Source organism: Nostoc piscinale CENA21, from assembly GCF_001298445.1.
Classification (GTDB): Bacteria; Cyanobacteriota; Cyanobacteriia; order Cyanobacteriales; family Nostocaceae; genus Nostoc_B; species Nostoc_B piscinale_A.
Genome location: NZ_CP012036.1, coordinates 5,205,268 through 5,224,217 on the forward strand (window position 1 = coordinate 5,205,268; position 18,950 = coordinate 5,224,217).

17 protein-coding genes are annotated in these 18,950 nt (G+C 40.0%); 6 read left to right on the forward strand and 11 right to left on the reverse strand.

Annotated elements, in window-relative coordinates:
- Positions 1-86 precede the first annotated feature (86 nt).
- The 3 genes from ACX27_RS22290 (at position 87) to ACX27_RS22300 (ending at position 3,926) form a co-directional block, all read left to right on the forward strand.
- Positions 87-458 (forward strand): hypothetical protein, encoded by a 372-nt coding sequence (locus ACX27_RS22290; RefSeq protein WP_062298503.1) that lies wholly within the window; start codon positions 87-89, stop codon positions 456-458.
- A 35-nt stretch (positions 459-493) separates the two neighbouring features.
- The gene (locus ACX27_RS22295) at positions 494-1,396 is read left to right on the forward strand and encodes a phosphotransferase (RefSeq protein WP_062295621.1); all 903 of its coding nucleotides are present in this window, start codon (positions 494-496) and stop codon (positions 1,394-1,396) included.
- 202 nt (positions 1,397-1,598) lie between these two features.
- Positions 1,599-3,926 (forward strand): adenylate/guanylate cyclase domain-containing protein, encoded by a 2,328-nt coding sequence (locus tag ACX27_RS22300; RefSeq protein WP_062295624.1) that lies wholly within the window; start codon positions 1,599-1,601, stop codon positions 3,924-3,926.
- Between the two features lie 57 nt (positions 3,927-3,983).
- Here ACX27_RS22300 and ACX27_RS22305 read toward each other — a convergent pair whose 3' ends face one another.
- Together ACX27_RS22305 and ACX27_RS22310 are read right to left on the reverse strand one after the other, a co-directional pair.
- Positions 3,984-5,159, reverse strand: coding sequence for a homospermidine biosynthesis protein (locus tag ACX27_RS22305; RefSeq protein ID WP_062295626.1), 1,176 nt, complete (start codon positions 5,157-5,159; stop codon positions 3,984-3,986).
- Positions 5,160-5,331: 172 nt separating this feature from the next.
- The gene (locus ACX27_RS22310) at positions 5,332-5,823 is read right to left on the reverse strand and encodes an O-acetyl-ADP-ribose deacetylase (RefSeq protein ID WP_083468802.1); all 492 of its coding nucleotides are present in this window, start codon (positions 5,821-5,823) and stop codon (positions 5,332-5,334) included.
- Between the two features lie 568 nt (positions 5,824-6,391).
- Between ACX27_RS22310 and cobO the strand changes: the two genes are divergently transcribed.
- The gene (gene cobO / locus ACX27_RS22315; RefSeq protein ID WP_062298504.1) at positions 6,392-7,087 is read left to right on the forward strand and encodes a cob(I)yrinic acid a,c-diamide adenosyltransferase; all 696 of its coding nucleotides are present in this window, start codon (positions 6,392-6,394) and stop codon (positions 7,085-7,087) included.
- A gap of 76 nt (positions 7,088-7,163) precedes the next feature.
- On the opposite strand, the gene ACX27_RS22320 is transcribed toward cobO, so the two are convergent.
- On the reverse strand, positions 7,164-7,880 hold the full coding sequence (locus ACX27_RS22320) for a hypothetical protein (protein WP_062295628.1): 717 nt from the start codon (positions 7,878-7,880) through the stop codon (positions 7,164-7,166).
- 413 nt (positions 7,881-8,293) lie between these two features.
- Here ACX27_RS22320 and ACX27_RS22325 point away from each other — a divergent pair, with 413 nt between their 5' ends.
- Positions 8,294-8,977, forward strand: coding sequence for a Uma2 family endonuclease (locus tag ACX27_RS22325; RefSeq protein ID WP_062295631.1), 684 nt, complete (start codon positions 8,294-8,296; stop codon positions 8,975-8,977).
- On the opposite strand, the gene ACX27_RS22330 is transcribed toward ACX27_RS22325, so the two are convergent.
- The 7 genes from ACX27_RS22330 to ACX27_RS22350 all read right to left on the reverse strand — a co-directional run bounded on the left by ACX27_RS22330 (position 8,966) and on the right by ACX27_RS22350 (position 14,631).
- Positions 8,966-9,565 carry a hypothetical protein gene (locus tag ACX27_RS22330; RefSeq protein ID WP_062295633.1) on the reverse strand — a complete coding sequence of 200 codons (600 nt, stop codon included), beginning with the start codon at positions 9,563-9,565 and terminating at the stop codon, positions 8,966-8,968. The genes ACX27_RS22325 and ACX27_RS22330 overlap by 12 nt on opposite strands.
- 41 nt (positions 9,566-9,606) lie before the next feature.
- On the reverse strand, positions 9,607-9,942 hold the full coding sequence (locus tag ACX27_RS22335) for a XisI protein (RefSeq protein ID WP_062295635.1): 336 nt from the start codon (positions 9,940-9,942) through the stop codon (positions 9,607-9,609).
- Positions 9,930-10,013, reverse strand: a complete 84-nt coding sequence (locus tag ACX27_RS35830; RefSeq protein WP_418006842.1) for a hypothetical protein — start codon at positions 10,011-10,013, stop codon at positions 9,930-9,932. Before ACX27_RS35830 ends, ACX27_RS22335 begins: the two co-directional genes overlap by 13 nt.
- Positions 9,977-10,132, reverse strand: a complete 156-nt coding sequence (locus ACX27_RS31145) for an element excision factor XisH family protein (RefSeq protein WP_418006399.1) — start codon at positions 10,130-10,132, stop codon at positions 9,977-9,979. Before ACX27_RS31145 ends, ACX27_RS35830 begins: the two co-directional genes overlap by 37 nt.
- Positions 10,133-10,254: 122 nt before the next feature.
- Positions 10,255-11,238, reverse strand: a complete 984-nt coding sequence (locus ACX27_RS22340; protein ID WP_062295637.1) for an RNA polymerase sigma factor, RpoD/SigA family — start codon at positions 11,236-11,238, stop codon at positions 10,255-10,257.
- A gap of 752 nt (positions 11,239-11,990) precedes the next feature.
- A complete protein-coding gene (locus ACX27_RS22345) occupies positions 11,991-13,730 on the reverse strand; it encodes a helicase HerA domain-containing protein (RefSeq protein WP_062295639.1) in 1,740 nt (579 codons plus the stop codon).
- Between the two features lie 109 nt (positions 13,731-13,839).
- Positions 13,840-14,631, reverse strand: a complete 792-nt coding sequence (locus ACX27_RS22350) for a glutathione S-transferase family protein (protein ID WP_062295641.1) — start codon at positions 14,629-14,631, stop codon at positions 13,840-13,842.
- 426 nt (positions 14,632-15,057) lie between these two features.
- On the opposite strand from ACX27_RS22350, the gene ACX27_RS22355 reads away from it, so the two are divergent.
- Positions 15,058-15,900, forward strand: coding sequence for a fasciclin domain-containing protein (locus tag ACX27_RS22355; protein ID WP_062295643.1), 843 nt, complete (start codon positions 15,058-15,060; stop codon positions 15,898-15,900).
- 76 nt (positions 15,901-15,976) lie between these two features.
- Here ACX27_RS22355 and ACX27_RS22360 read toward each other — a convergent pair whose 3' ends face one another.
- Positions 15,977-18,595 carry a GAF domain-containing protein gene (locus ACX27_RS22360; RefSeq protein WP_062295644.1) on the reverse strand — a complete coding sequence of 873 codons (2,619 nt, stop codon included), beginning with the start codon at positions 18,593-18,595 and terminating at the stop codon, positions 15,977-15,979.
- Between the last annotated feature and the right edge of the window lie 355 nt (positions 18,596-18,950).

Genomic DNA, 18,950 nt, shown 5'->3' on the forward strand with positions numbered 1-18,950 from the left:
TTTCTATCCCGAACCAAGTTCTCTGGGCAGGCTACTAGATGACGGGTTTTAACGATAGACTGGGAAAAATTCTGGAGAAAACCTTCATGGCAAAGTCAAACGGTGCTAAAGGCGAAACAACTGCTCAAGATGTAGTTACCAATACCGAAGACACAGACACAGTACAAGATGCACCCGCACCAGCCGAAAGTAGCCAAGATATTGATGAAATTCTCAACTCGCTGAAAGCTTTACTTAGCAGCGTGGAAAAACTGCAAAAGGTACGTCAAGAAGTTGGCGACATCAAGCCTTTAGTTCAACGAATGCTAGATGGTGAATTATTGGCGGGTGAAGAACTAGAATTACTCAAAACTGGAGTAAGCGGTTTAGTACGTTTAGTCCGGGCTTATGGTGATCATCAAACTGCACTAGCAAAAGCGCAACCCGCAAGAAACCTTTTAGACGAAATCCTGAAATAGCATCCAGCTAACTAAAGTTTTTTGCGATCGCCATCATGACTAGTCCACCAGAAAATGCTCGTCTGGAAAATGCCATCAATGCTGCTTGTGCAGTCGCCAAGCAACAAGGGCTGAAGTTTACTGAAGCGGTGGTGTTGCAAGACAGAAGTAATTTAGTCATCCATTTACGCCCTGCACCTGTAGTTGCACGCATCGCCACTACAACAGGTACAGTGCGGTTCGGTGATACTTGGTTTGCTAAAGAAATTGCCGTAGCCAGCTATTTAGCAGCCGCAGGCGCACCTGTGGTTAGTCCCAGCAAGCTCATTCAACCAGGTACTCATCAGCACAATAGGTTAGTTCTGAGTTTTTGGGAATTTGTCGAAGAAATAGATAAATTACCAGATGCGACTGTTGTTGGAAAAACTTTGCGAGAATGCCATGAAGCTTTAGTCAACTTTGCAGGTGATTTGACAGTTTTAGAGCCGTTAACTGAGTGTGAAACTCTGCTGTGTAATCTCATATCTCAAAACGCATTCAGCCTCGAAGATAGCGAAATGTTACAAGCAGTCAATCATCACCTCAAAAGTCAATTTCAGCAGCTTCAGTTACCAATGCAACCTCTTCATGGCGACTCCAATTTTTCTAATGTACTGAATACAACAGGCGGCGTACTGTGGACAGATTGGGAAGATACTTTTATTGGGCATATTGCTTGGGATATTGCCTGTTTAATTGCTTCTAGCCATGTTTTCGGCACTGAGATGGAACGTACAACGGCAGCTTTATATGGTTATGGACTAGCCATAGATCAAGAAATATTAGATTTGTTTATCGCAGCGCGGACTTTTCAAGGCGTGTTGTGGAATTTTATTATCGGACAACAACATCCAGAGAGTCTACAACGGTTAGAAGTTCGGTTACGTTGGTTGCGCGATCGCTTCTCCACCATTGCTTAATTTGTACAATATTTTTGGAATATTTTGCTGCCAAACTGGTCGAGATTTTTAGCCACTTATTGTTGACACTGCTTGTTAATGATAGTGTATCTGAGCGTGAGTTTCTGTACAAATAAACTATAGAATTAGAACATAAGTATTCAGAGGCTATAATACTTAAAAGTTATCGTCAAAACCGTTGCATCACTTACGCAAAAATATAATGAAATACGAGGTAGTCGAGCGGATTTTCAACAAATATTCGACTTTACGTAAATTTGAATACTTAGAACTAGATGTTCATTTCCGTATTGTGGATAAATCTGAGCAAGTGCATCTTTTTGCCATGTATCCAAACGCGGTCATGTTCGGCACAGATATTCGTGTCGCTTTTCCTGAATTTGTTGGCAAAGAAGATATCTTAAAATCTATCATCCAAGGGCAGCAAGAAATATTTGAATTAGAGATAATTAGACATACACCTGAAACTCAATCAAACATCTATATTAATATATATATTATTTGTGAACATCAAGAAAAATCACCTGTTAAAAAATTGATGGTTTTTCTGGAAGATGTCACAGAAAAAATCAAAATCAAACAAGATTTATCCAAAATCACTAACGCTACTAATATCCTCTCCATGACGCTGGTAACATATAAAAATTATATGGAAACAGTTATCAGTTCAATGGCAGATGCTTTATTGATAACTACCAATACAGGCAAAATTAAGCAAGTTAATTTAGCTGCCCAAAAATTATTTGAATTTTCCGAATCTGAATTAATTAATCAACCAATATCTTTACTCTTTGAAGATAATTTTCTATTACTGAGAATTATTAATCATTACAGTAAGTTAAATCGAGATTTACAGCAATTTGAGGTTGTCTGTCGCAAAAAAACACGAGAAAAAATCCTCGTGGCTTTTTCTTGTACAGTCATGCAGCGAAAAAATGAAGTTTTAGAAGATATTATTTACATTGGGCGAGATATTACCAGTCGCCAGCGTCGAGAACAGCGAAATGTTGCTCAATATCAAATCACGCAAATTCTTTCAGATGCACCTAGTATTCAAAAAGCAATAACAGGAATTTTACAGGCAATTTGTCAAAGTTTAGAGTGGGATGTTGGGGAATTATGGACAGCCAGTGAATATATTACTACTGATGTAGCAACAGAAAATGACGATGCCGTATTAAGATGTGTAGAAATGTGGACAAGTCGGCTGATATCTGCGCGGGAATTTAAGGCTGTGACTTGGCAGACCACATATTTACCGAATGTGGGCTTACCTGGGCAAATTTGGAGTAGACGTTCGGCTTTATGGATCAAAAATATTTTAGACTATGGAGATTTACAGCGATCGCCAACTGCCATCAACGCCGGGCTGTCTTCAGCCTTTGGTTTCCCCATCTTAGATGACAATAAAATCTTAGGAGTGATGACTTTCTTTAGCCGTGATGTCCAACCTAAAGACCCAGATTTATTACAAATGATGGTTTCTGTAGGTAGTCAAATCGCGCAATTTATGAAACGAAAACAAGCAGAAGAAAAATTGTTAGAAAGTGAATTACGCTATCGAGATATTTGTGAAAATGCCAATGATTTAATTCAGTCTGTGAATGTGCATGGACGATTTTTATATGTCAATCGAACATGGTATCAAACATTAGGCTATAGCGCCGCCGAAGTGACACAGATGAATGTTTTTGATATCATCCATCCTGATTTTCAGGCACATTGTCGGCAAATGTTTTATCGGTTAATGTCTGGTGAACAATTAGCCCAAGTAAAAACAGCTTTTATTGCTAAAAATGGTCAAACAGTTTTTTTAGAAGGCAATATCAACTGTAAATTTGCTCATGGTGTACCAGTAGCAACTAGAGGGATTTTTCGCAATATTACCCAGCGAGTTGCTTTAGAAATAGCATTGCAGCAACAGCAAGCACAGACAGAACAATTCTGGCAAGCAAGGATACCAACATCTAACACTATTAAATCATCAATAGACGATGCAGCTACAGATTTAATCAACGTGACTGTTTTATGTGCAGATATTTTTGGGTTAAATGAAATTGCTGCTTCTGGAAGTGCGATGCAATTAGTTAATTTACTTTGCCCAATTTTTGCAGCTTTTGACCGTCTCTGTAATCGTTACGGTTTAGAAAAAGTTAAAACTATCAATGAAGCCTATATAGTCATTGGCGGATTACCCACAGAACGCCCAGATCATACCCAAGCTATAGCCCAAATGGCGTTGGATATGCAAGCGGCGATCGCCACATTTAATCTAGAAAATCAACAAAACCTGAAAATTTGCATTGGTATCCATACTGGAGTTGTTACAGCAACAGCAGTTGGTTTAATAGACACTATCAATATTGCTAGAGTCCTCCAAACTCAAAGTTTAGCTGATACAATCCAAGTCAGCGCCACGGCTTACGAAGAAATACATAATGAATTTGTCCTAGCACCACATAATGAAATAGAAATTTCCCATCAAAAGAAAATAACAACATATTTATTACGTGGACAAAAAAAGGAATAGGGATTGAGGTTGGATAAATTCTTTTCTAGCCTCTAACCCCTAACCTCTAGCCTCTACTTATGGACTATTCGGAATTAGTCTACCGCAAGGATAAGTTGCAACACCTTGTTCTGCATCTCCAACCACAGCCGCAGGTACTTTGTCAGATGGTTGCGTTTTAGCTGCGAGATAATCTTTTTGCAGTGTGGCTAACATTGTTTCCCGTTGATCGTACAACCGTTTTAACGGCCGAGGCGAACATTGATTTAATGTATATGCTGTCACTAACGGTAAAGCGATCGTGCTATCGGTATAACAAACAATTGTGCTGGGTAACTCTTCTGGGTCAATTTTACCCCAGCTTACTGCTTCTGATGGAGTCGCCCCAGACAAACCACCAGTATCAGGACGCGCATCAGTAAACTGGACAAAGAAATCATGTCCGCGTTCTTCTAACCCTAGTACTTCATGAATTTGCGGTTGAGTTTGCAGTAAGAAGTTTTTGGGACTACCACCACCCAGAATCACCGCCGCACTTTTACCATCTGTTTCTCTGGCATTGTAAGCGATCGCAGCTGTCTCATTCACATCAATAGCAGGATCTAAAATTAATTGCGAACCTTCTAACGCCAAAGCTGCAACGTTCATCCCAATCGAACTATCTCCAGGGGAAGAAGTGTAAATCGGTACACCACACTCGTAAGCCGTCGCCAGCAAACAAGAATGCTGCACACCCAATTGCTTTTCCACTTCCCGCACATACTTACCTAAAAGATAATGAAACTCTGCTGTTCCCATCCGCTTTTGGAAAGGTTCGGCTTGCAAAATCTTGCGAATAAAAGCATCGGTTTCTAACAATACATCGTAGCCAAATACAATGTCATAAATGCGGATAGTACCTTCTTCCCGCAGTTTGACATCATCCACAAATGGATTACCTGCAAATAGCTCAAACCCTAAGCCATAGTGCATATCATGGTATAAATTCGCCCCAGTGCTAATCATCCAGTCAATGAAACCGTTACGAATGAGGGGTGCTAATGCAGAAACCCCAAATCCGGCTGGTGTCATCGCACCAGAAAGACTAACTCCCACCGTTACACCATCTTGAAATACATCTTTACTCAGCAATTGACAAACTTCCCGCAGACGTGCTGAGTTGTAGGCTGTGAAGTAATTATTGATTAAGTCAACTACCCCAATATTAGATGGTATGGGTGTAGGTGCGATTTTTTGACCACGCTGTTTTGACATTTTGCACTCCCGAACAGTAAACGCGCCGAATCTAATGTTATAGCAAAGTGCTGAGTTCTGAGTGCTGAGTGCTGAGTAGAAACCCAGTCATTTCAAGGTTTGGAGTAATCAATACTGTCCTCATCTATGTGATTACGAGTATCATTATGTTTCAGCAAATTCTTGCATCGTTTTAGTGTATAAATCGAATGCACTTTGCCCAAAACAGACGAAAATCACTTGTTCTAAGGAGTTTGACTGTGAAAAAAAACTTTTTGACCGTTGCGATCGCAATTTTACAGGCGCGTTCCATCGGGAAACCATAAACACCTGTACTAATAGCCGGAAACGCAATAGTTTTAATTTCGTATTGTGCTGCTAAAGCTAAACTATTACAGTAACAACTAGCTAGTAACTCATCCTCTCTATAATTTCCGCCTTTCCACACTGGCCCAACTGTATGAATTACCCATTTTGCTGGTAGGTTATAACCTTTGGTAATTTTCGCTTCACCAGTTTCGCAGCCTCTTAACTGACGACATTCTTCCCACAGTCCTATACCTGCTGCACGATGAATAGCACCGCAAACACCGCCACCAGGCATTAGTTCTTCGTTAGCAGCATTAACAATTGCATCTACCGATAACTGAGTAATATCACCCTGAATAATTTCTATCAGACTCATATTTGATTTTGGAAATACAAGTAGGATGTTTTAGCGACAGCGTAACACATCTACCGCAAGGCTTTTGATGCGTTACAGCTTACTCATGGACTAACACAGCTAAATTAAAATTCTATCCGCGTTTATCTGCGTTCATCTGCGGTTAATTTTTTCACAACTTAGCGTAAAGTTCTGAAATTGTTAGCCAGTAACCATTTTCAATATTATCAGTTATTAATAACAATACCCAAAAATTCTTAATAAAGTTGAGGATATAACTCTCGTCAAAGCTACTACAAAACTTTATATTAAAAATGCTTTAATAAAACTATTGAATTATTGATAATAGCCGTAAAATTAAACTTCTATGACTAATAATTGTAATAAATTTTCAACCATTATTATCAAATAAATTAGAAATTTACTGTCATTTTAGATAAAATCTCTGCGCCTTATCCCATCAGTAACGTCTTGTATAGCAATCGTAGAGCATTTATAAACATCTCTCTCCCTTGTCCTCTTTGTCTCCCTTGTCCCCCTTATCCACCACATTCCTATTTCCTCTAGTCGTTACTTTGATAAAATGCTGATGAGTCAAGATACACCAGACGAATTAGAATCAGATAAAGAAATCGAACGCTTGATTGATGAAGTAATGTCCTCATCCATAAATAATGATTCTAAGCTGACTGATGAGCAGTATCGCCGTAAGATGCAGCGCCGTAAAGAAATCCAAGATCGGCGGATAGCACAAGCTGTCCCAGAGAAGGGTTTAATTATTGTTCATACTGGGAACGGTAAAGGCAAAACCACGGCGGCGTTAGGAATGGTGATGCGATCGCTTGGTCATGGCTATAAAGTAGCGATCGTCCAATTCATCAAAGGCGCGTGGGAACCCTCAGAAAAACGAGTGTTCAGTGATTGGGAAGACCAAATTGAGTTTCACGCAATGGGTGAAGGTTTTACCTGGGAAACTCAAGACCGCGATCGCGACCTCGAAAAAGCACAAGCAGCTTGGGAAAAATCTTTAGAATATATCCGTAACCCAGACTTTCATCTGGTGCTGTTAGATGAAATTAATATTGCTTTAAAAATGGCTTATTTACAAATAGAAGAAGTTTTAGCAGGTTTAGCAGAGAAACCGCCTCATAAACACGTAATTCTCACGGGGAGAGGCGCACCCGCAGCTTTAATTGAACGTGCAGACTTAGTAACAGAAATGACATTAATTAAACATCCCTTCCGTGACCAAGGCGTAAAAGCGCAACCAGGAATCGAATTCTAATTAGGTGTGAAACCTGAAGTCTGAAATGTTTTATTACATCAAAAATTTCTTACTTCAGATTTCATACTTCATATTTCTATATTGCATTTTGACACATCTGTAGAATGCGGCGATCGCTAGGACTGATAGATTGAATGGGATGATAATCTTGTAATGCTACAGAGTAAGCATAATTATTGAATTCATCATCAGAAACCGATGGAATTGTACTAGTTGTAGCCACATCTGATGCACTCACTTCATCTGGGGAGCCATTCACAGTCATTGCTAACTCACCAGATTTGTCAATTGTGCCTTGAAAACAACTAAACTCAGAACTAGGCATATATAAAGCACCAACTACTTTACCTTGCCGTTTCTGAAAGACGATATAACCTTGACCGATTTGGTTTGGTGTTGGTGTTTGTCCATAAAGATATACCCCATCTCTGGTGGGAATATTTCTTTGAGATATTACTCCAGATTCTTTACCAGCTTTTTGATATTTGATAGGCGATAAATCTCTAGATTCTGGTTCGATAATTTCACCTTCAAAAGCTACTGTTCGCTGTTGGGTTCGCTGTTCCCGAATTTCTCTCAACCGCGACAACAAAGAATTATCAGAACTAACATAGTGATGATTTGTTAACCTAGAAAAATCACCATTCAAAGATGCGGAATTTGTTACATTTTGTAACTGTTTGCTGAATACAGGTTTAGTCTGCTCACTAACAACACCAACGGTTAAAACTAAGCCAACAATAGAAATTGTTAACTGCCGAGGGGATAAGAATTTAGAAATATTGTTAAGCACCCGACCACTCCTGTTACGAAATTAACTGTCTCCTCTACGACTCACTTAAACCATAACCAATTGTTTATCGTTCAAGGTTCTGTCGATGGTTTGATTTAAATGTCTCAAAATAAAAACTCGTCAAAAAAAGAAGCTTTTTAGAATATTTGACGATAATTTCACATTATCACCACTTAAATAAATGACTCTTCACCCAACAGAATCACCCAATCGGGTGATGTAAATCTGAAATGCAATCTTTCGATGATTTTTGAGAGCTTCTCCTTTACAAATATTGATATTTTGCTCACTGATTGATTTAACTATAATTAGCTACAACAGCCAAGCTCTGCATTCCGCAAACGATGAAAATTTGATGTGTCGGGTGTAGAGTGACGGAAAAGCAGAGGCTAGAGGCTAAGGAAATTACTTGTATGATATTTGCTGACAAAACTACTGAACTGTTAACAACTCCACCTTTAGAAAACGGCGACAAACTCACCCGTGCGGAATTTGAGCGCCGCTACCACGCTATGCCGTATCTCAAGAAAGCAGAATTGATTGAAGGAGTTGTTTACGTGGTATCCCCATTAAGAATCAAAAGTTATGGAGAACCCCATGCCTACATTATCGCTTGGTTAGGAGTTTATAAAGCAGCGACACCAGGCGTAGGTTGTGCAAATAATACCACTGTTTTATTAGATTCTGATAACGAACCACAACCAGACGCACTACTCAGAGTCGAACAAGGTGGACAGTCACGAATTACCGAAGAAGATTATCTGGAAGGCGCACCAGAATTAATTGTTGAGATTGCTGCTTCTAGTGCTTCCTATAATTTGCATGAAAAACTAAAAGTCTATCGCCGCAATCAAGTTCAAGAATATTTAGTATGGCGAGTTTACGATCGCCAATTTGATTGGTTTAGATTAAATGAGGGTGAGTATATTCAACTTACACCGAATTCAGATGATGTTATTTGCTCTCTAGTTTTTCCGGGTTTATGGTTAGCAAAGTCAGCATTGTTATCAGGAGACTTAGCTCAAGTATTAGCCACTTTACAACAGGGATTATCTACCCCAGAACATCAGACTTTTGTTGAAAAGTTATCTAGTTAACATCCAAACTAAAATTCCGAGTATTACATCCACTGGTGGTAAGGGATAATCCGTCAAATCAATGGTGACATTCTGCTCTGTTAATTGCAGAAACCGCCAAGCAGTACCATTAGTCACACTGCCATAAATTGTAGAAATAGCTTGATTATTAATTTCATTAAATTTTTGTGCTGCAATCATTTCAGCAATGCACTGACCAATACCACTATTCAAATCTGCTTTTTTCGCTTCAATAATAACAACGGCTGGTGCTTCAATTTCTAGCTGTTCTGGAGAACGACTTAACAGAAAATCACAAACTCCAGTCAATCCTAAAGCGGGAACTACAGTAAAGTCAGCACCAGAAAATAAACTAATTTTTCTCTGTAAAATCTTACGTACTTCTAATAAAACTGGACTTATTATGAATTCCGAACGGGCTTTTTCACTGCCTGTTGCTATAGCTAATGGCAAGCTTTCTGCCAAAAAATTAGACAGGGTATCACTAGCAGCAATTGGTTTTATTTCTGGCAAAAACTTTTCACCTTCAATGGTGTTTATGCCAAAGGTTTGTTTGACTTTTCTGATAGTAAAGTCACTGTATGGCATAAGTTATTCTTTCCCTGGATGATGTAAACTTAAAGCTCAATTTAACCAACGCCAAAACCAGTATACTGCCTCACCAATGGTTCATGAAATGCTAGTACAATATCTTCTTTCGGAACTCCTAGCTTAACTAATTCATTAGCCAGACCAATTTCAGTACCGTCATGCTGTATCCAAATTTTGTCATTCTTGATATCAATGTGTAAAACACAGCCGTGGTGCCGTCGTCTATTTTTCCAACCAACATACATCAATTGATAGTGGTTGCAAACGGTATCAAAAATTAATTGCTGTTCGATTTCATCTTTGGCTGAATCTAGATTGGCATATTCTGTTATGGCTTGTTGGATATATTTTTGATATTGCTCTAGCTTTTCCATTCTACAATTACCTCCTGAATTGGATCATAAATTATTAATTTAAGTTGATAACGTTGAATAACTGTTTTGATAACCTGTAACTGAAAAAAAGCTTGATAAACTCCGATTTGAGAGGGTCATTCGTAATTATCCATCCTTCTTTTTCTAACCCTTTCTTAACCGCATCATGAAAAATATCTTTAGCAGCCATTAACTTAAAATATAGTGATTTTACCCAAATAATAATACAAAGATTACAGGCGATCGCACCTTAATTTTGGCACAAAAAAATCGCCCCCTGAATTCAGGAGGCGCATCACCGTTATTTAATTATTAACTAGCAACGTATTCTTTGACGTTGGCGCGGCGGCGGCGCAGATGAGCTAAGGCTTGATGTTCGAGTTGACGAACACGTTCGCGGCTGAGATTTAATCGCTCACCTACTTTTGCCAAAGACAATTCATTTCCATCCTCTAAACCAAAGCGCAGGGCTACGACTTCCCTCTGTTGGGGTGTGAGTTCGGCGAGCAGGGTGTTGAGGTCTTGGCGCAAGAACTCTTGGGTGGTGTAATACTCTGGTGATGGGCCTTCGTCTTCCAACATTTCTTGCAGTTCGGTGTCTTGGTTATCACCAACACGCACATCTAAAGAAACTGGTTGACGTGCCATATTCAGATATTCCCGAATTTGCGCTGGTTCTAATTCCAGTTCTTTGGCAATTTCCGCAGGTGTCGGAGAACGGCCTAAAGTCTGAGCTAGTTCGCGCTGCACTTTTTTGATTTTGTTCAGTTTTTCGGTAATATGAATCGGTAAGCGAATGGTACGGCCTTGTTGAGCGATCGCACGGGTAATTGCTTGGCGAATCCACCAGTAAGCGTAGGTTGAGAATTTATAGCCGCGTGTGGGGTCAAATTTCTCTACGCCTCGTTCTAACCCAAGTGTTCCTTCTTGGATTAAATCGAGAAATTCCATGTTACGCTTTTGGTATTTCTTCGCGATCGCTACTACCAAACGCAAGTTCGCCTCGATCATTTTTTGCTTGGCGCGTTTACCTTGAGCTACCGTTTGTTTGACATCGGTTTCTGATTGTTTTACATGGTTCGCCCATTCTGGTAAGCTTGGTTCGCGGTGCAATTTTTTCGCCAAAGCTTCTTTTGCTTCGACCAGTGTCATCATTTGTTGCACCTGCTTCCCATAGACAATTTCTTGCTCACGGGTTAGCAGTGGCACACGACCAATTTCCCGCAGATAGGTTCGCACCATATCAGCCGTGAATTTGGTGTTCAGGTTTTCGGTTTGGGTGTTAACAGTAGGCATTGGTGCGTTGTCCTCTACTCCGTAAACACAATGAATCTTTAATAACTAAAAAAATTAATTAGGAAAGGCTATCTATAAAAACCGAACTCAGGTGGTTTCTAGGGATGGCTGATTTAGAAATTTGTTCCCTCTGCTCCTCTACTTGCTGCTCCCTCGTTCTGGCTTCCATAGCTGATGAACGGCTATATAAGAATAATTCAGTTCACATACTTGAGATTCCAGAAGATGAGTGTTTGAGATAGGTTCCCCCTACCCTTCCTAAATTGTTAGGTCTTTTTAAAAGCACACTGGGTTGTTTTCAAGAATTCTTCTTTATCTTCAGTTGCAAACAGCTGCTGGTAAATCCGAAGTCGGTATGAGTTTTACTTGCTTTTATCTTAGGACAAATCAGGCGGATAGTAAAGTAGTCTACAGAAGGAGAAGATTATAATCCAAAAGTAGTTAATTACAAAAAAATTTAAACTTCCTTAGAGTGCTTACTATATCTATAGTGACGGCAAAATCCCCTCTTATGTTGCCTATCGTTAGGGAGAAAACCGAACTCTCTAGGCATATTTTTGGAGGGATGTTACGAATGGAAGTCTGAAGTATGAATTGTGACGTATAAAGTGTGAAGTTTCGTCATCATACTGAAAATTCAACGCTCCAGCCCTAAAAGCCATATCGTTATACATCAAATTCCAGATTTGGTAAGTCTTTCAACTTTTTTCCTCATACTCATTTCATACTTCAGACTTCATACTTCCGACTTTTTAAAATCCCAAATCAGCTTTAGCTAGTTCTGCTGCGGCGAATACTTCTGCGTCTGGCTTTTCGTCCCAAGCCGGATCACCGATTTCGGCATAGAAAGTAGCATCGTAAGGACGAGTACGCACCACTACTGGCATGGGAACAGCATGACCTAAAATCAAGGCTTGTTGCTTGGAGTCTAATTTCGCCAGTACTGATCGCAGCCCACCTGCGCCAGATACACCCGTAAAAATGGCATCGATGTCTTTTTCGTCGTTGAGTAAGGCTGTGATTCGAGTACCAATCTGGGACATAACTTCATTATCTATCCCCGACGGTCGTTGATCAACTACTAGCAACGTTACGAAATATTTCCGCAGTTCCCGCGCGATCGTGCCGAAGATGGTACTTTGGACAATGGCCGGGTCAAGAAAACGATGCGCTTCTTCAATGGTAATCATCAAAGGTGTGGGGCGATCGTTGGGGTTTTTGCTTTGCAAGAATTTATCAGCTTTGCGGACATAATGCTCATGGATACGTCTGGTGATCATATTTGTCACCAACATATAAGAGAGCATATTGGACTGGGAACCAAATTCTACCACTACATTCTTACCAGCCTCTAGAGATTGTAAGATTTTATTAATGTAGTTTTGGGGGCAAACTGCCCGCATATACTTCAAACCGTCTAGGCGCAAGAGTTTCCGTTGCAAAGCCATAATTGAGCCTTTGTGTCCCCGCTTTTCTTCACAGAACATTTCGATTTCTTCATTCGTCATGTTCAGCAGTTGCACAATCCAAGCTTTGTTGAATTCACTATAGAGAATGTTGGCGTTATCTAGTGCGGCTTCTGAAAGTCCTAAATCGCGGCTACATAATTTAATATCTTCAACTTCGATTTGTTCATAACTGAGATATAGTTCTTGAGAGTCGCGCACACCCCGCCGCTTAGTTGATTCAGGATCAAGGGTGTACACTTCAACTTTCCCCGGAAATAATTGCTTTAACCCTTTAACAGTATTGACATTTTTACCTTCCGCGACGGCTTCCCAACCGTATTCTGAGTGCATATCAAAGATCAAGTTTACTGCCGCGTTTTTGCGAATCACACCAGCCAACAACAAGCGGGTGAGAAAGGATTTACCTGTCCCAGATTTACCAAAAACGCCGTTGCTGCGTTCAACGAACCGATTTAAATCAATGCACACAGGTACATCCATATCTAATGGTTTACCGATGGCAAAATTCTTTCTTTGGATGTCATCTTCCCAACCAAAGACGCGGCGAAAATCTTCTTCACTCGCGTCAAAAACCTGACTAAAGTGACTGGGAATAGTTTTGACTGGAAGTAATTCCATCGTCGTACTAGTTTGGGGTTGAAATGAAGCCAAACCCGTAGTTGATGGGACAAAAGGATTTGCAGATTTGCCGTTAGTGGAAGAAAAAGACTCATTAGATTCGGGGGTAAACATCAACATCGGCGCTAAGGCGATGGTTCCATAAGTACCACTTCCGGCTAAGACATCTCGTAAAAAAGTGTCTTCCCAACTGGGCGGATTAGCAATAATCCGGGCGTTAGCTGTGCCGAGGGATACATCTGTCAGCATACAGAAAAACCGCGATCGCATCCCTTGAACAACTAAAAACTTACCCACCCGCATATCTTCTACAGAAATATCCGGGTGTAGTCTTACTTCTAATCCACCAGTTAGTGAGCCTTGGATTACCGAACCTAATGGTTTTACCAATTTGTCATTTGTCATTGGTTAATGGTCAATGGTCAAGAGTCAAAAGTCAATGGTCATTTGTCATTTATTCTTCTCCTCGCCACCACATCCTCTATTTCTTTTACTCAGCACTCAGCACTCAAAATTAATCAATTTGAATCGAAGTTGGTGCTGAACCAGCAGGAGAAGCACCGATTAATGGCTTACGAAATTGAGCATAAAGGCGATCGCGCCATTCAAAGAATAATTGATAATCGGGGTTATTTGCTATGCTTGGCACTCCTTGACCTCTTAAACTGGCGGGTAAATCTAGATAAGCGCCTTCGGGGAACTTCAATAATATTGATAAACCAGCCACGGCTAAGTCAGCTAAAGTTGGTTCATCGCCTGTGAGATAAGGACTATCTGTCAATAATAAAGTTAGTGCTTCTAGGTCTTGTTTTAAATCAGCGATCGCTGCTTTCACCACATCTGGGCTATATCCTACACCCAAACCCAAGACTGTCAAAATATCACTGGGTACGCCTTCAACTAAATTGCGGAATATATCTGGTGTTGATGTGGGTAATAAGGATTTGCGAAAATTTTGATTCTGACTAATCGCTGCAAAAAGAGCTTTTCTACCTTTAATCCCGATTGATTCATCTGCCCATTCTTCAATTAATAAGGTTAAAGCTTTTTGCTTGGGATTTTGTGGTATGAGTGGGCGTTCTGGATATTTTGCGTCTACATACTTAGCTATTTCTGTAGAATCAACAATATAGCGATTACCATCCTTTAATACTGGCACTTGTCTTTGACCAGTCAGCCGAAATAATTCTATTTGTCCAATACCGGGTGTGACTTCAATTTTCCGATACTCTAAACCTTTGTAATCGAGAATTAACCGCACTTTTTCTGAGTATTGCGACAGTTCCCATTGGTATAATTCCAGCATATTATATCTCTGATCACTGAGGGAGAAAATAACTCTCTAATTTTATCTTCACTTCTCGAAAATTTGGCAAGTAAAAATAAAATCTCTCCTAGAAATATGGCTATAAGCGGTAATTTTGGCTAATAGATTTTGAGGAAATTTTTAATTTTTCTGGTCAATATTTTGCAGGGTGAGCTATTCTTCTAAATTAGATAAGTTATTCTGTATCATATCCCCGACCTATTATAGAAGTGAAATATCTATAATCGTTCCTGAATGATTTGCAAATTTGCCACTTCTGCTATTAATATATTTATTTGCTGACAGATGAATAGTACAAAAGATAAAGTTTATCTTAAAAATCTTCCTTTTCAGGTTAGATTTTTTGGGTAGCAAAGTGATATAAGTCTTTATGTAAACTGTGATAAATCAAAACAAACAAAATTTATGAAGGGGAATTACAGCAAGTTATTGACTAATATAGCAAGTATGGCAGGATTAGCAGGGATGAGTTTCCTTGTTACTTTACCATCACAAGCTAAAGAAGTACTAAACCCTAGCCCCAGCATTTTTAGCGAAGCTCCTTACAATCGCAGTCAACGAGTACAGGCAAATGTTAGTTATACACCTGTTCAGCCTGCGATCGCCACAGATAAAAACAACGCTCGTACCAGAACTGTAGTTGCTCAAAAAACCCCAAACAGAGGTTTAAATCCTCGCCCCAGCATTTTTAATGAGCCTCCCTATAACCGTGGTAGTCAGACTGAACCAACTCCTACCACACCACCAGCAGAAATACCCGCTCAACCTCCCGCAACAGAAGTACCAGCTACTGAAACACCAGTGCCATCTTCCACCAACGAAACCAGCGATTCTAAAAAAACAGTTGTCGCACTGGCAGAATCGAGCAATTCTTTTAAAACCCTGACAGCAGCTTTAAAAGCGGCTGGATTGATAGATACTTTACAAGGTGCAGGGCCTTTCACCATTTTTGCGCCAACGGATGCTGCCTTTGCTAAATTACCCCAAGAGGCTTTAAAAGACTTGTTAAAGCCAGAAAACAAAGAAGTGTTGGTGAAAATCTTGACTTACCATGTTGTGCAAGGCAAGGTATTGTCTTCTGATTTGAAATCTGGTCAAGTTACTAGTCTGCAAGGAGATCCCATTGCTGTGAAAGTTGATGAAAATGGGGTACTAGTCAATGATGGCAAAGTAATTCAGCCAGATATTCAAGGCAGTAACGGTGTAATTCATGCCATTGACAACGTGATTTTACCTCCTAGCCTGTAGTTTCCAGGGTGTTAAGACTGGGTATAAGAGTATAAGAGTGTGGGGTGTAGAAAGCTACAAATTTCCACCTCACACCTTATACATTGTTTTCTGTCCATTCTTGAGTGATCGCAATTAACTTAGTTAAATCCTGAGCTAAGTTAGCTGTTTTTGCAGATGTCTGTTGTGAAGTAGTAGCAAATTCCCGCAGAGATTGATTAACAAATGTAGCAATTTCTACTTGATTGACAGTAGTTTGCATCAGTTGTTGCAGTAGTATGTTTATTTGTTGACTTTTGGTGGTAATTTGGTTGAGTGCTGGGTGAAGAGATGCGATCGCTTGTTGTTCTTCTAAACCCATTAACCAGTAAATTTCACTAAATAGTTCTTGCACACACCGCAAAATTTCTTGCATCCCACTAGCTAAGGCCTGAGTTTGCTGATTTGCATTAGTCACAGCATCCATCTGGCTAATTACCTGACAAGAAAGAATATCTACCACAGTTTGCTGCTCTTGCAATAACTGAGATACTTGGGCTTGCAATGTGCCTTGACGCAGATTTTGCTGTTGCAAAGCAGATTCTACCGATTGATATGCTTGCTCTACTTGCTCTAACAACCTTGCATGATCAAGGGCAAATCCAACCTGCATCGCTAACTGAGCAAACAAATCAATTTCTGGCTGTTGCCAATCTCGTGGCGCAGCACATTGATGGGCAATTAATAAGCCAAATAATTGGTCATCTTTGAGTATCGGTGCAACTAAATTGGCTTTCACTGCAAAAGGCTCTAACTGGCTGATATGACAAGCACTCAAATCGGCTTTGTAAATATCATTAATTGCCTTGACTCGACCTGCTCTGTATTGGTCTACATAGCCTTCCACAAAACAAGGGTCTTTAATTTTGGCACGCAACGCTTTTGGGAAACCGGGAACTACAGCTTCCGCAATCACTGTTCCGTACCAATTAGCGTCAAAACCATAAATCATTACCCGGTCTGTACTCATGGCTTTGCGAATTTCTTCAACGGTAGTTTTCAACACATCTTCTTCGTTGAGTGATTGGCGGATTTTGCGGGTAATATCTACCATTAGCTGCGTGCGTACCCCTTCAGCATCAATGCGTTGGAGTAATCTGGCATGGTCAAGGGCATATCCCACCTGCATAGCTAACTGCGTAACTAAATCAATCTCGGTTTGTTGCCATTCTCGCGGTGCAGCGCAGTGATGGGCAATCAATAAACCGAATAACTTGTCATCTTTGAGTATCGGTGCAACTAAATTAGCTTTAACGGCGAAAGGTTCTAACTGACTGATGTGACAAGCACTCAAACCTGCCTTGTAAATATCATTAATTGCCTGGACTCGACCTGTTCTGTACTGCTCTACATAACCTTCGGCAAAGCAAGGGTCTTTAATTTTGGCACGTAACGCTTTCGGGAAACCTGGAACTACAGCTTCCGCAATCACTGTCCCGTACCACTCGGCATCAAAACCATAAACCATTACTCGGTCTGTACTGAGGGCTTTGCGAATTTCTTCAACGGTGGTTTTCAGTACATCTTCTTCATTCAGCGATTGCCGAATTTTGCGGGTAATATTAATTACTAAATAGGCTTGGTCGGCTCTTTTGTCTATTTGTTCTATAAGTCTGGTATGGTCAAGGGCATATCCTAGTTGGGTAGCGACTTGAGCAAATAAATCGACTTCAGCCTGTTGCCAAAATCGAGGTGCAGAACATTGATGACCAATGAGCAAGCCAAATAGCTGATGATTTTTGAGGATGGGTGCAACTAAGTTGGCTTTAATGCCAAATCTTTCTAACAAACCAATGTGACAATCTGTCAGGTTAGCTTGGTAAATGTTATTGATGGCGCGGACTCTTCCTTGGCGGTACTGTTCGATGTATCTTTCTTGAAAGCAAGGATCGCTAACAGTCGCCCATAATATCTTGGGTAAACCGGGTGCGGCTGATTCTTCTAAAAATGTGCCATTCCAATTAGAGTCAAAGTGAAAAATCACCACACGGTCGATTCGCAAAGCTTTTCGCACTTCTTCCACTGTAGTTCTGAGCAAGTCTTCTTGGGAAAGTGCTTCCTGCATTCGGCGAGTCAGGTTAATTAATAACTGAGAACGTTCAGTTTCCGTTTCTTGTTTAGAGAGTAAGGCGGGTAACTGGAGTTGTAGCTGGTTAATGTTGGCTTTGAGTGCGACTAATTCATCTTGTTCTGGAATATCAGTTTGTGTTTCTATTTCTTCTCGACGACTTAATCTATTGACTAAGACTGTGGAAATTTCCGCCGCCGATAGAACTGGTCTTGTGAGACGCTGAGAAAGCAAATATGCGATCGCACCTGATATGACAGCAATGATCCCAGTTTTCCATAATAAAGATGTTTGATACTGCCTGAGTCTAGTTTCTGCTATAGCTAAATCTGCGGAATTGACTGAGTTTGCTTGCTGAATTTGTTGTGTAATTGACTGGCTGCCAAGGTAGCTGGCTGCACCGATACCTAACACTGGTAATATACTCAGTGCGATCGCCCAACCAGTAACTTTCAATTTTAAACTCCAAGGCAACAGTGACTGAAGACGACCGTAAGAATTGTTACTGTTTACACTATGACGATGAAAATTACTAACTCTGGTTAGAGTAGGGTCAACTTCGGTATTCACAATATGAATAATGGGTTTCTTGGTAGAACGCTGAGTCATGAATAAAATCTTTCCTCAATTGACTGGACTGTTACTTAGAGCAAGTTACAGGTGAGATAATTTAAAGTCTTGTGGTGCCTAAGTTTATTTGTCTTATTGATATTCTTGACACCATAATTATTGGTATAAATTAATAAGTAAGTAGGAAGTATATAGATCCGACTCTATTTGAAAAATCAAGATTACTGGAAGTAAAGATAATAATACTTTTGTCAAGCAAGAATTTTGCTAAATTTTTAAATATTTGTGCCAAATTTATCAGCTTAGTCAAGCAATTTGCTCAACACAACTTTACAAATCATTGTTTAAATTGTACGCCTGATGTGAATTCTATTGGAGTTTGTTATGAAAAACT